Here is a 12,655-nt window from a genome sequence, read left to right on the forward strand (position 1 = left end):
TAGTCTTAACCTAAAATCGAATCGATTATCCAACCCATCATGAAAAGAAACATCAGCGAGCCAAACCACTTCAACATGTATTCGTAGATGTCGTTGTCGCCCTTCTGGATTTTGCTGTACACCCTGATGAGGCAAAATATGGCCATGGCCAGTCCCAGATATAGTGCGGCCTGATGGGCTTCGGCCGCGTAGCTCAGCGCCAGGAAATGGGGAGCGGATCCTGAACTCGCCCACGAGCCGCTATCATTGTAGATGAATGACTCCACAGCGTACACCAGAGCGGATGCGCCAGCCAATCCAACTAACCATCGAATGGCTGGCGCTTCGAAATCCTCACCTCGCTGCATTCCCTGGTAGATTCTCATTCCGGCGACTAGACCCGCTACGGCGATAATTGTCAAAGTGATGATTTTCGAGATTGTCCAGGCAGCGGTTAAGTCCATAACTGAGGTACTCTATTTTTCCATGAAATTCTTGACATTACTATCGCCTTGCATCGGCTTCTGTGCAGAAGCAAGGCTCTGTAGAACGTATCCGACGACAAAGAGCGCTATGATCGCCCCCAGCCATCGGAAGGCATGACGCTTGACATCGTCCTCCCCATTCATGGCCATGTTGTAAATCCTGAGTCCACCCAACAGTCCCATGATCCCACAAACCGCAAAAACAAAATTGGAGAACACGTCCAGATTGTTTGAAAGGGGATCAGTAAAGTATCGGTCAACGATGGAACCGTCAATTGCTCCTTCTCCCCCGCCCAGGTAATGCTGCGCCTGGCATAATAGGCCAAAAAATACGGCACTTGAAATCATGTAATAGGTGATTTAGCTTGAAGACGATTCCGATTAGGCAAAAAATACAGCTTGTAATACGGCAGCGATCGATAGCAGAAACAGGACAGCCCCAACCCAGCCAATCGCGCTTTTTTGAACGTCCTGATCACCATTTTGCCATTTGGAGTAAATCCTGAATCCGCCAAACAGTCCCACCAGGGCGGCGATGATATAAATCAGCGTCGTGACAGGTTCGAAGTAGGCTTGAAGGTCGGCAGAGGCCTGCTGTATGGCCTGAGCGCCAGCCTGAATACCGGGATTTTGGGCGAAAGCCACTCCAAAAGAGAGAAGCATTGCTGACCCGATGAGGGGAATTCTTTGCAGTTGCTTGGTCATGGATTATTGGTTTTGAATTGAATGGAAATCATTTAGTCACGCTGCACGGTCGTACTGTATCATTGGAAATGCATTGAAAATCACTTTTTCCCGAGAGTTTAGCAGAGTCGAGATAATCTCCTCGACGCTCTTTCCTGTCTGGCGGGCAAACTCATTGACCTTGTCGTTAGCGGCCTTACACTCCTCTACTAACTCGGGATACCGCTCGGCATCGTTTAGCGTAGTCGCGCGAATATTGGTGAGGTGCACAAGTTCCTCGGCAGTCAGATCACCAACAATGTCGTTGCTCAGCGTCAGGTCGTCCGTTGAATCGTCTGCTCTATACTCTATGGGTCTCTTCAATGTAGGCCATTCACCATCCTCGTCACCTTCTTCTTCATCTACTGAGGAGGTAAGCGGAGACGCCTCCTCTTGGCTGTTTGCCTCATCCTCCAACATAGTGGCTACTGAATCTTCAAGTGGCTTATGACTAGCTTGCCTGCCGTAAAATGTTGCCTCGTAGTCATAGGATGATTCACTCTCATCGCTATCGTCACCAGAGTTTGTTAGTCTCTCGATTGCGACCCTGTCCGCTTCTTCGATATTTTGATTGCAGTTTCTGAGGGATTCGTATCCGGCGACCTCTGGACGATTTTGCATATTTTCTTTTCGTCCATTTAATAAGCCCACTGACGATAAGTAGATGAATGCGTAAACGATAAAGGCGACGAACGAAAAGAGGATGTATGCGCCGTTACTTATTGTTAATAATAGCATGACAAACAACAGGTTTGGTCATTTAAAACTTAATGGTATGAGTACTTTTTGGGCATTTTCCGGAAGTCTCACCGTCGGGTCAACGGTATAATTTCTGCCGAGAAGGAGTCGATCTTTTGCTGGTGCCAGTTCCAGAAAAACTCCCTGGTCTTTCTTCACAATCTTGGCCGATTTGATAAGTGGTTCAAGCATTGGCAGATTCGGATAGCGCTCCACCACCAGCCGTGCCCGCTGGTATTCCGCCTTAGTGGTTTCTCTACCGTGGTGCAGCAGCAGGCCGACTCCCAAAAACACCACCGCAGTCCAAGCCCATGCGTGCTTGGCAAAACCGTAAGTAAATGCTACCCAAGGATTTTCTGTCACGACGGGCTTTGTAGCATCGCTCAACTTCTTTATCTCACTCATTATTTTTTCAGATATTGCTTTCTGACTCTCGATATCATGCTGTCCCTTTTCTCTGACTTCATTCAATAAAGCTGCGGTCAGCGAGTCCATAGCCAAGCCGTACTTTTCTTGGAAGTGGCCGCTAATGCGGCGCAGTACCTCGTTGGGAATTTCTCGCGTCGTTTCCAATGGCTAAATAGTTATGGCTTTCACCAGCTTGTCCATTTTGGTCTTGGCGAACCACCCGGCTGCCAGAATTCCACTTCTCCCCTCCCCTCTCTCAACGTTGTTGATGATCTTGCTGGCGAGGTCGGTATTGGGTTCAATGTCTCCGAAATGCTCTACCGACATCCGGCACTTCTTTGCCACCGCCAGGCATTCTTCCTGCTGCTGCGGAAAATTCTGAAAAGTGTTTGCGTTGATCCAGACCATGATTGGAAAGACATTTCCGACAGCTTTATAAATTTTCATGAGATAATCGACGCACGAGGTATAAGCGGTGCCACCCGCAACGACTACATGGAACAAGAATTCCACACCCAGGTACTGCTCAAACTGTTTGAGTTCATCCTGATTCAGATCCATCGTCAAGAGGGCTGGAACCTGCTCCGATTCCGGCGCACCAAAATCCAGATAGAATACTTCATTATTCAGCGACGACAATTGTTGGATGCTGTCGAATAATCGGTCGCGCGCTATTTTGCGGTAGCTGTCTAGCAGGTCGATCTCCGCCAGCCGCAGTTCCTTCTCTGCCAGGAACCGCAACTGAGCCGTACTGGTCTTGGTGGAACTGTCGACGTCAATAAAAGTGCGGCTGTCATCCTCCTCGTGCTTGATAGCAATGAGGTAAGTCAAAAATGACTTTCCTACTCCACCCTTCGCCTGGATGATAAAGTTGAATTTCTTAGTTACCGCTGACTGCTCCATACTTGGTTACGAATTGGTTTTTCCCGCCCACTTTATAAGAGCGTTGGATTTGCTTTGGGCTTCTGAAAACGCATCCATTGGTTTGAATTCATCCATTTCCTTCACTATGGAATGGTACTCGTTGTGACAGTCACCGCTTTCACTTTCGTGACTGGTTATGGAGCTGAAGGAGGGCATTGGCTCCAATCTTTGTCCCTTAACTTTGTCGAACTCGTGACACTTACTCCTCAATGTCCGCATGGTTTGAATCCCAACCCGTATTCCCAGATTCGCAGTAATTATTTTGGAAGCACCGAGTAAGGACAGCTCTTTCACCTCACGACGGAACAGCTTGTAGAGTAATTCAAATTTTCCTTTCACCATATCATTTTCGATCAGGAAAATTAATCTCTGCCTGTCTTGGAAACCATCCTTTATAAATCCCTCTTCTGACATCCGCAATTGAATTATGGCTCAAATATCGTGGATGAAATTTTAAATTGAAAATATTAAATCAATAATTATTAAAAATAAATTTGACCAACACTTTTCCAACTCGTGGTCAACATGGAAGTAACACGGGGCTAACACACGACTCGTCCAGCACAAGCATTTAAGTAACAGAGCCTGTAATCATTCACTTTCAGAAGTACGGAATAAGGGTCACATACAGCCTGCCTTCTGTTTTTGAAACTAGAACGTGTATAAAATATTAATTTTATAATACCGTATATTTGATCCTTCATTTAGCAAGCTATGTTTTCACCCGGTCGAAATTCACCGCAGGTGTATTTTACCAGGATGAAAACTGCTTGCCCTGCGGGAGTCAATTCGCCATTCGGCTCATTGTGAACTTATTTTGAATGCATTGTTGAAAAATGAGAAAGCATAAAAAGCCGGGAAGGCCGCCCTTAGAAGTGGAGGAAAAGCGCCATAAAGTAACCTTAATGCTTTCCCCGACAGAGATCAAAAGTCTTAAAAAGGAGTATGAAGGATATGCAGTTGGATTTTCAGTTTTTTGCCGCGAGAAGCTGCTAAACCGCGAGGCGGCCACCCTGAGCAAACCCATGGAGGAGGGTATCCAGCGTCAGCTTACGAATCTCCTCAAACTGTCAGGCAGCTTGTTGCTGCTCTCAAAAAAGACTTCTTCTCAATCGCCCATCTCGGATGACTTTGGGCGGATGGCGGAGAATGTGAAAGAAGTGGTTCAGCGCGCCGTTTACGCAGTAAATGAAATAGCCTATAGCCAAAGCCTAGTCATGGAATTAGATTCGATCATCTTTGACTTAGAAAAATCTATAAAGGATAGGGGAGCTGCCCCAGACGGAGGGGCATGCTTGAAGATTGTGTTGCAAAAGGTCGATGACCTGAAAAAAGCTATGGAACCCTTCCTGAAACTTTACAAATTAAAGAAGCTACGCCATGATCGGTAAAATTGGAAAGTCAGGTCAGAATTTCCTTGGAGTTCTCTCCTACTGCAAATACGATCGCGCTGCTCTTAGAAAGAATGAAGCGATAAAAGTGCGTGGTGAATTGATCTATTACCAGCACATAAACGCCCTCTTGTTCGGGGAGAAAGTGCCACTTAATATCATCGCCGATGAACTCAAAAGCGTAGCCGCTTCGAATTCGCGTACGCAAAAGCCCGTTTGCCACGTCAGTATCTCCTTCCCGCCTGGCGAGAGTCCTGATAAGGGAACATTGCGAGGCATCGTCACGGACTTTGCCGAAGACTTTGGGTTCAGAGAGAATGGATTGCTGGCTTTCAAGCACACTGATAAGGAGCATGAGCATATCCACATCATTGCCAATAAAATCGCCAGTAACGGCAAGAATACAGCTAAGTCCAGTTACAACTATCTGGAAATGGGTCGATTTTGTCGGAAAATGGAAATCAAATACGATCTAAGGCAGGTGAAGCAAATGGACTCTCTAAAACTCGAAGAGGCTTTTGCTCCCAGAATGACGACCCATCACGAGAGGCTGCGAAGAAATATTGACGACCTGATTCCCGAGTGCAATAATCTCCATACGTTGCAGATCAAGCTGTTGAAAATGGGATTTAAATCTAAGGTCGGAAATGGGGTAGCTTTTATCTGTAAAAAGACCGGAACGCAAATAAAAGCTTCTTCACTCGGAAGACAGTATTCAAAGACAAACCTCATTCATAGGATCAATGGCGAGTATAAATCGGAGGGAGAAGTACAATATTCCGAAAAAGTGATTAAGGACGCCTCAGTCAAAGATTCGCAACTAGAGAAGCGATTGAGCCCCAAAGTGAGATGAAATCATCAAATAAAATGTAGGAAGCTCCCCAATTGGCAGGAAACGCACTTTGAAAGTGACACGGTGTCACTTTCAGCAAAATATTTCTAAATATAATTGGATAGAAAGACCTCTTTACTACATTTGTAAAAAACCAATTAGAGTTAATCGCATCTATTCCAATGATCAATCAGGAAAAAATCGTCGATTTTATTCGTTCGCGGCCCGGACTCAAAATTCCGCCTTTGGAGAAAGAGGCAGGTATCCCGTCGCAAACGCTCTCCAAAGCCTTATTAGCCAATGCGACTAATATTCCCAAGAAGCATTTGTCGGCGATAGAAACGGTACTCAGACAATACGGATATACTGACACCTTCGATAATGGGGTGAAGTCTGCTAATGTCCTCTCAATCGTCAATCACAAAGGGGGTGTAGGGAAAACCACCACAGTCATTAACCTAGCCAAGGCGCTAAGTTTATACGGCCTGCGTGTGCTTATGATCGACATGGACTCTCAGGGAAACCTCTCTCAGTGTTACAATATACACGAGCCAGATACCCAGATCATCGACAGCTTATTGTCCGATGCCGAAATTCCCGTGCTTCCGATCGCTGACAATCTTTTCCTTGCACCTTCCGACATCCGCATGGCGGCACGCGAAAGCGACCTGATGAATTCCATCGGTTCCGAGCGAAGATTGACCATTAAACTCAACACGATTAAGGATCAGTACGATTACATTCTCATCGACTGTCCTCCAAGCCTTGGCATCTGCACCACTTGCTCCCTTGTAGCTTCCAGCGATTGCATCGTACCCATTCAAGCAGAAGCCTCCGCTTATCACGGCGTCGCGAACTTGCTGAACCACATATCAGATATCCGCACCTTCGCTAATCCAAGTCTTAACATTAAGGGGTTTGTTTTCACAATGATAGACAAGCGGCTGAATCTGCACGCGGACATGATGGAACACATCAAAAACTCCTTCCAAGGGATTCATGTGTTCGACACGATCATCAGCCAGTCCAAGGCTGTGAAGGAATCACAAGTAGCCAAGGAGGACCTCCACACCAGCCACCCTTCCTCGACCCCTTGGAATCAGTACAAAGCCCTGGCAACCGAACTCTTAAAACTCCAATAGCATTATGGCCAAGACTAGCCCCCTCGACAAGCTGAAACAAAAAACTGCCGACTTGAAAATACCCATGTTTCAGCAGGAGATTTTCATTAAATCAAATCTGAATGTTATTCCTGAACTAAGGAGTCTCATTCCGCCGCTTAAAGCGGACGAGCAGGAGCAATTGGAGGCCAATTTGCTGGCTAACGGCATTAAAGACCCCCTCACCGTCTGGGAAACTACTGTGGCTGTGGTGAAAAGTGGACTGGATTCTAAAAGTGCTTCCAACCAATTATTGGACGGACTTGCCGATGACGCCAAAATATATGTGCTGATCGATGGCCACAATCGGTATGATCTCGCACAGAAGCACGGACTCGATTACCGAATCAACATCGAAAGCTTTGATAACATGGTAACCGTGCGGGACTACATGATCAACTATCAGTTGGGTCGACGGAACCTGACGCCCGAACAATCCTCTTATCTGCGGGGGCTGAGGTATAATAAACTGAGGGAAGGAAACAAATCCGGAAGGGAAGTCAACGTGGCCGAGAAATTGGCTAATGAATACAACGTTAGTACCCGCACCATCAAAAGAGATTCTGGTTTTGCCAAGGGGATGGACGAGCTATCTCCCGAATTTAAACAAGAGGTTCTTTCGGGCCAGACCCAATTGCCCAGGGAAGCGGTTAAAGCGCTTGCCAAGAAAAAACCAGCTAAACCTATTGAATCCCTGGATGAGTTGAACGCAGTTTTGGAAAAAATGCCCAAAGCATTCAAAAGCCTGGACGATTTGAAGGGAAAGCCAGAGAATGCCGACCATAAAAGATCCGGCACAATAGCGGACTTAATTCAGGGAGTGGTGGCTTCAGAGACTACTACTGCCGAGGCGAAGGACAGCGGAAAAGCGCAGGAAGATTCAGACTCGGAATTAATTAAGTTCGTAAAGGAGGATTATCGGGTGGAAGACAGCCAGGCTGCAAAACTTCAAATGAGATTGAAAAGTCTGTTAAATGAAGACCTCTCTAAAAAAGACACTTTGAAGCTACTCATTGAGAAAGCCAATGAGCTTCTGAGCGTGCTTGAATGAGTTTTGAAAGTGACACGGTGTCACTTTCAAAATCGAGAGAAGGTAGTTAAAAATGCCCCATCAAGAACAATATTTGGAGGGTCAAGTACTTTATAAATTGCAAATAGTTAAAGTTTCGTCCCCTAACTGATCTCCATTTATGGCTGTCCGACTTAAATATTTGAGCGTTATCCTAATGATAATGATGACTTTGCTTTCCTGCGATTCCAAAGAGAGTGCGGAGCAAGGCGAGGATAACAGAACCGCCGAGTACTTGGGAACATGGAAAAGAATACCAAAGGAAGGTCGCCCGGTGTCCCCGGATGCGAAAGTTGTGACATTCACGATTTCCGAAAAAGATGGTGGCCTGTTCATGCGGTACAATAACGGAACGACCTATCCCCTCAAATACGAAATGGAAGGCAGCTACTACTTCGCCGTCACCCCAATGGGTAGTGTTCCCCTGCTTTTCGATCAGGGCGTGATCACCATCAACAATGGTTTTGAATTCAAATACCGAAAGATTGGCGAATCCAAGTTTTAAGAGACCGTGTGCGTGTAATTACTAGTCTAAGGACAATCCTCACGTTATTTTAAGCCTTTAGCGCTCATCCTGCGTTTGTACTCCGCCTGGAATGCTCGCTTGGTATTCTCATAGTAAGAGGGATCGGATTGAGTTCTGTACAGTTTCTCATTGGCCTCTTCCTCAATCGCCCTCTGCTGTTCTTGAGCCGAAATGATTTTCGGAATCGAAAACTGACTGGGTATAATTGCGCTTCCCTCCGTGTGACGCATTCCTAAGGAATCCTGCTGAGAGACAACAAAATAGGGCCAAATTTCCTTTCCATAGGCATGGCGGAAGGTAGAAGGGATCTCATACGCCAAGCGCTGATTCTCCAATCGGATTGTGCTGCCAACCTCATCCAACATACTTCTGTACTGCAATAGCTTGTAGTTTTCCGCCCGCCTTCCAGTCCACGCACTTTGTTGGCAGCTCGTCGTGGTAGATAGCAGCAATGCCACCCACGCAGCGTATCTCTTATCAATAAACCTCATATCCAGATTGAAACCATTTAGGTCTTAGCGATGAAATAATTTCCAAAGATTGAAATAATATTATAGATTTGAAAATTAATAATCTGTAAAAATTATTTAAAATGTCTGCTACTAACGCTGAGAAAGAGGGGAGGGCAAAGGGAGTTGACTTGCTACTGTCTATCGCGCTGCTACTGGTTTTCCTACATCACTACTGGTATAACTATGACCTTTTTAAGAACATACCCGCTCTCGGGTCATTGAGTCCAACCGCGCTACTCAATCAGATATTGGTTCGGCTCAATGAGCGCTACGACCTGTTCCTTCATCCGCTCATTACCAAGATCGTCGTTTTCTTTCTGCTCGTACTATATTCAATTGGCTCACGGGGCAAGATCGACCCCAGTATCAAAGTGAAACAGGTCTATTTGTACGCTTCTATGGGGACGGTACTTTATTTTCTGAACGTCTTTTTTCTATACGACTCATCTCTGTTTTCTTCCCAAACCGCCGATGTGATCTATCTGCTTTCTAACTGCGTTGCCATATTCTGGATCATAAAAGCAGGACAGAATGCTTCCCGGATCATGTTTTTCAAAAACAACAACGACATTTTCAATAACGAGAATGAGACCTTCCCCCAGAACGAAGATTTCAAGGAGAATGATGATTCCATCCATTTTAAGACTCTCTATTACTACAACAAAAAGTGGCGGGATGGTTGGGTGAACATCATCAACCCTTATCGGTCGAACATGATATTAGGGACGCCAGGTAGTGGTAAATCATTCGCCATTCTGGTTCCTGCCATTTGGCAAAGTATCTGGAAGGGGTACACGGCCTATATCTATGACTTCAAATACCCGACGCTTACTCTGGAAGCCTATAACGCTTACCAGAAGACTATTCGCGAAAACCCGGCTGCCTGGGGGCGGAATGCCGAGGGAAAATTGATCGTTCCCAAATTCTACGTGATCAATTTCGACGACATCGAGTATTCCCACCGATGCAACCCCCTCGTCCCATCCAGCATGACGGAGATATTGGATGGCTATCAGAGTGCGGCCACGATCATGCTCAATCTGAACCGGACTTGGGTAAACAAGCAGGGAGATTTTTTCGTAGAGTCGGCCATTAATTTCCTTACCTCCGTGATTTGGTATATGAAGCTGGTGACTATAAAGTACACCCGGCTTTACGGCGAAGAAATAAAAAAGCCCGCCGCTCTGCGTAACCCAGAATTGTTGGATTTGTACGGGCGCTTCCGAAACGTCTGCACCTTTCCTCATATTCTTGAATTCGCTTGTCAGAAAGAATACAAGGAGATGTTTACCATCATGGCTTCCTATCCACAATTGGAGGCCTACGTGCGTCCTTTCGCTAGCGCCGCGCAGCATGGAGCGGCCGAGCAGCTTGAAGGGCAGATTGCCTCGGTGCGCATCCCGTTGGCCCGGCTTTCTTCACCCACTTTATACTGGATCATGTCGGGCAACGACTTTACGCTTGACATCAATAATCCTGACGATCCGAAAATTCTTTGCACAGGCAATAACCCCGAGCGGGACGAAGTGTATGGCGCAGTCTTTTCCTTATACACTTCTAAAATGACCAAGCTGGTCAACAAGCAGGGGAAACTCAAGTCCGCGCTTTTTTGGGATGAGTTGCCTACTATGTTTCTGAAAGGCATTTCTTCACTCATGGCCACCGCCAGGAGCAATAAGGTGGCGACCTGGCTGGGCTTTCAGGATTTTGAGCAATTGGCGTCGGGATACGGAGAGCGTGAGTCCAAGGTGATAATGAATCTACCCGGTAATATTTTTTCTGGCCAGGTCGTATTTGAGTCGGCTGAGAAACTCTCACGACGTTTCGGAAAAACCCAACAGGAGTCGGAGAACATCACTTTTGGTAGAGAGGAAACCTCGGTCACGCTATCGACCGCCTTGCATGAAGTCATTCCGGCTTCTAAGATTTCAGGCCTTTCTCAAGGTGAATTCGTAGGTCAGTTTGCTGATAATTTTGGGGAAGAGATCAAACTCAAAACCTTTAAAGGGGTGGTGCGGGTAGATCAGGATGGTATGAAGAAAATTTACGGTAAACCACCCATCATCAAGGATATAGCCAAGCTTGTGAGTAAGCACTATCCCGGCGAAAAATACGAGGAGAAAGAAAAGGATAGCTGGAAAGTACGCTTGCTCGACGATAACTATCGGTCTATCAAAAGCGAGGTGACAGAACTTATCAGGCTTGAATACGAGGAGTTTCAAGCAAAAAGTGACTGATGATATTTTCAATGAAAATAGACATTTGATATTATTTTATTCTAATTTTAGGCCAATCGTTATACGCACATTAAAGCATCAGAGACGCCATCGACGGAAGCGCTCAAATCAACCATCAGTAAGATTATGACCTCCAATCCTGAAATTCACCGAAAACTCGATGAGATATACACCGAGCAGGAAGCCGTGGCCTTCTTTAATAAACTCGTTTTCTCGTTGTGCCTACAACTTATCGTTGCCGCCAAAAGGGAGAGGGGAGAGCTAACTGCGGAAGAGGCGGATCAACTGTCGAAAAAGCCCAGCGAGAAGGTGCTGCTGGAACCCTACGGTCTAAGCTATATTCAATATAGAGCATTGAAAGAGGGCAAGGGAACAGCCGCGAACATCATGGCTTTCAAGCGGGCAGTCGAAAGAAACGGTTACGATTTCGATAAGCTTTATTATTCTGAAGAACTCATAAACCTGGCCATGTCGAAACTTGAAGAAATCAAAAAGCAGAACCAAACTCTTAGTTCAATTAGTGGTCGGGGTGCCAATAACTAAGAAGATCACTTCGCTTCATTTTCATTCAAAGACGCCTTTTGGGCGTCTTTTCTATTTATAAAATCCTCATACAAAGTCAAATAGGGTAGGGGGTCTATCGGAGTGTCGTTTTTAACGACGGTATAATGCAGATGAATTCCGGTCGCCTTGCCTGAACTCCCCATTACTCCCAATACTTCTCCGATCCTGACCTGATCGTCTTCCCGGACATAAATGGTACCCAAATGGCCGTAGCCAGTCCGGTAGCCATTTGCGTGGTTTACTTCAATTGCCAACCCCAAGCCACCACGTTTCCCCGCAAAAGTCACTCGCCCATTTGCCGTGGCGTAAACGAACTGAAAGCCTCTCCGGCATACTAGGTCGATGCCTAAGTGAGGTTTGAGAACCCTGTCGATTGGGTGAAATCTCATCCCAAAAGGGGAAGATATCCAGGGTAATTCTCCTGCCGCTAATGGGCTGATACTTGGCATATCTTCCAGGAATGTGAAAGCCCTCTCCACTGGCTCACTCTGTTGTTGATACCGATTTCCAGGCGGCCGTACTCTCCAATCTTTCTCATAACTCATGCCCTTAGTTGTTAATCCCTTTTCAGGAGGGAGACCTTTCGGCATGGGCATCTGCGCAAAAATCGGCGCGGAGATGATTAGGACGCAGATTACTCTCAGATAAATCTTCATAGATTAAGTTGATCGCTTCTTCATTTGAAATAAAATTAATATTTAAAATTTAATATTATTAATTTTATTTAAAATTGCACGACCAAAGTATTTCGAACCGAAACGACTGGCCTATATGAAAGCTAAAAAGGATTTAAAGGATTTAGCCCAAAGCTATCAAGGCATCGACCTATCTCAGGCAGAACACTTCCTTTCGAGGAATATAGATGCCCGAACAGTTCTCGCGCAAAAAACCGTACAAGAAGACCTTAGAAAAGGGGAGGTGATTCAAGTAAGAAATGTATCATCGAGCGACAAAGGGAAACCCAGGCACTTCTTCGGGTTCAATCTATTCCATTTGAACCGTCATGATGATTCTACTAAGCCCGTATTACGTATCAGTTCTACGGGTCCCACTCAAAGTCTTACCACCGACGATCTGGCAAAAGCCCTATCCCTGACTGCCAAGCCG

17 protein-coding genes are annotated in these 12,655 nt (G+C 45.9%); 8 read left to right on the forward strand and 9 right to left on the reverse strand.

Translation table 11 applies throughout. The features are described from left to right. Positions 1-5 precede the first annotated feature (5 nt). The 7 genes from ACEW8P_RS14345 to ACEW8P_RS14375 are packed head-to-tail and all read right to left on the reverse strand — an operon-like array spanning position 6 to position 3,671. A complete protein-coding gene (locus ACEW8P_RS14345; protein WP_373513765.1) occupies positions 6-443 on the reverse strand; it encodes a DUF4134 family protein in 438 nt (145 codons plus the stop codon). A 12-nt stretch (positions 444-455) separates the two neighbouring features. Next, positions 456-812: a DUF4134 family protein gene (locus tag ACEW8P_RS14350; RefSeq protein ID WP_373513766.1), complete on the reverse strand. Its 357-nt coding sequence runs from the start codon at positions 810-812 to the stop codon at positions 456-458. A 33-nt stretch (positions 813-845) separates the two neighbouring features. Next, positions 846-1,169: a DUF4134 family protein gene (locus ACEW8P_RS14355; RefSeq protein ID WP_373513767.1), complete on the reverse strand. Its 324-nt coding sequence runs from the start codon at positions 1,167-1,169 to the stop codon at positions 846-848. A gap of 36 nt (positions 1,170-1,205) precedes the next feature. Next, complete coding sequence (locus tag ACEW8P_RS14360; RefSeq protein ID WP_373513768.1) at positions 1,206-1,925, reverse strand: hypothetical protein; 720 nt, start codon at positions 1,923-1,925, stop codon at positions 1,206-1,208. Positions 1,926-1,943: 18 nt separating this feature from the next. Beyond that, positions 1,944-2,498, reverse strand: coding sequence for a hypothetical protein (locus ACEW8P_RS14365; RefSeq protein WP_373513769.1), 555 nt, complete (start codon positions 2,496-2,498; stop codon positions 1,944-1,946). Positions 2,499-2,501: 3 nt separating this feature from the next. Continuing rightward, the gene (locus ACEW8P_RS14370) at positions 2,502-3,236 is read right to left on the reverse strand and encodes a hypothetical protein (protein ID WP_373513770.1); all 735 of its coding nucleotides are present in this window, start codon (positions 3,234-3,236) and stop codon (positions 2,502-2,504) included. Positions 3,237-3,242: 6 nt separating this feature from the next. Next, positions 3,243-3,671 carry a hypothetical protein gene (locus tag ACEW8P_RS14375; RefSeq protein ID WP_373513771.1) on the reverse strand — a complete coding sequence of 143 codons (429 nt, stop codon included), beginning with the start codon at positions 3,669-3,671 and terminating at the stop codon, positions 3,243-3,245. Between the two features lie 422 nt (positions 3,672-4,093). Between ACEW8P_RS14375 and ACEW8P_RS14380 the strand changes: the two genes are divergently transcribed. The 5 genes from ACEW8P_RS14380 (at position 4,094) to ACEW8P_RS14400 (ending at position 8,214) form a co-directional block, all read left to right on the forward strand. After that, positions 4,094-4,648, forward strand: a complete 555-nt coding sequence (locus tag ACEW8P_RS14380) for a hypothetical protein (RefSeq protein ID WP_373513772.1) — start codon at positions 4,094-4,096, stop codon at positions 4,646-4,648. Further along, positions 4,638-5,501, forward strand: a complete 864-nt coding sequence (locus tag ACEW8P_RS14385) for a relaxase/mobilization nuclease domain-containing protein (RefSeq protein ID WP_373513773.1) — start codon at positions 4,638-4,640, stop codon at positions 5,499-5,501. Before ACEW8P_RS14380 ends, ACEW8P_RS14385 begins: the two co-directional genes overlap by 11 nt. Before the next feature lie 161 nt (positions 5,502-5,662). Continuing rightward, complete coding sequence (locus ACEW8P_RS14390; RefSeq protein ID WP_373513774.1) at positions 5,663-6,622, forward strand: ParA family protein; 960 nt, start codon at positions 5,663-5,665, stop codon at positions 6,620-6,622. Between the two features lie 4 nt (positions 6,623-6,626). Beyond that, positions 6,627-7,691, forward strand: coding sequence for a hypothetical protein (locus tag ACEW8P_RS14395; RefSeq protein ID WP_373513775.1), 1,065 nt, complete (start codon positions 6,627-6,629; stop codon positions 7,689-7,691). A gap of 139 nt (positions 7,692-7,830) precedes the next feature. Beyond that, positions 7,831-8,214 (forward strand): hypothetical protein, encoded by a 384-nt coding sequence (locus ACEW8P_RS14400; RefSeq protein WP_373513776.1) that lies wholly within the window; start codon positions 7,831-7,833, stop codon positions 8,212-8,214. Between the two features lie 44 nt (positions 8,215-8,258). Here ACEW8P_RS14400 and ACEW8P_RS14405 read toward each other — a convergent pair whose 3' ends face one another. Then, complete coding sequence (locus tag ACEW8P_RS14405; protein WP_373513777.1) at positions 8,259-8,570, reverse strand: hypothetical protein; 312 nt, start codon at positions 8,568-8,570, stop codon at positions 8,259-8,261. A 257-nt stretch (positions 8,571-8,827) separates the two neighbouring features. Here ACEW8P_RS14405 and ACEW8P_RS14410 point away from each other — a divergent pair, with 257 nt between their 5' ends. After that, complete coding sequence (locus tag ACEW8P_RS14410; RefSeq protein ID WP_373513778.1) at positions 8,828-10,984, forward strand: YWFCY domain-containing protein; 2,157 nt, start codon at positions 8,828-8,830, stop codon at positions 10,982-10,984. 126 nt (positions 10,985-11,110) lie between these two features. Next, positions 11,111-11,527, forward strand: a complete 417-nt coding sequence (locus tag ACEW8P_RS14415; protein ID WP_373513779.1) for a hypothetical protein — start codon at positions 11,111-11,113, stop codon at positions 11,525-11,527. A 5-nt stretch (positions 11,528-11,532) separates the two neighbouring features. Here the strand turns inward: ACEW8P_RS14415 and ACEW8P_RS14420 are convergent, their stop codons facing one another. Beyond that, positions 11,533-12,204, reverse strand: coding sequence for a M23 family metallopeptidase (locus ACEW8P_RS14420; protein ID WP_373513780.1), 672 nt, complete (start codon positions 12,202-12,204; stop codon positions 11,533-11,535). Positions 12,205-12,319: 115 nt separating this feature from the next. Here ACEW8P_RS14420 and ACEW8P_RS14425 point away from each other — a divergent pair. Beyond that, the coding region (locus ACEW8P_RS14425; protein WP_373513781.1) for a hypothetical protein at positions 12,320-12,655 on the forward strand (336 nt) is incomplete at its 3' end.

Origin of the sequence: Persicitalea sp. (assembly GCF_041751555.1) — a bacterium.
Lineage (GTDB): Bacteria > Bacteroidota > Bacteroidia > Cytophagales > Spirosomataceae > Persicitalea.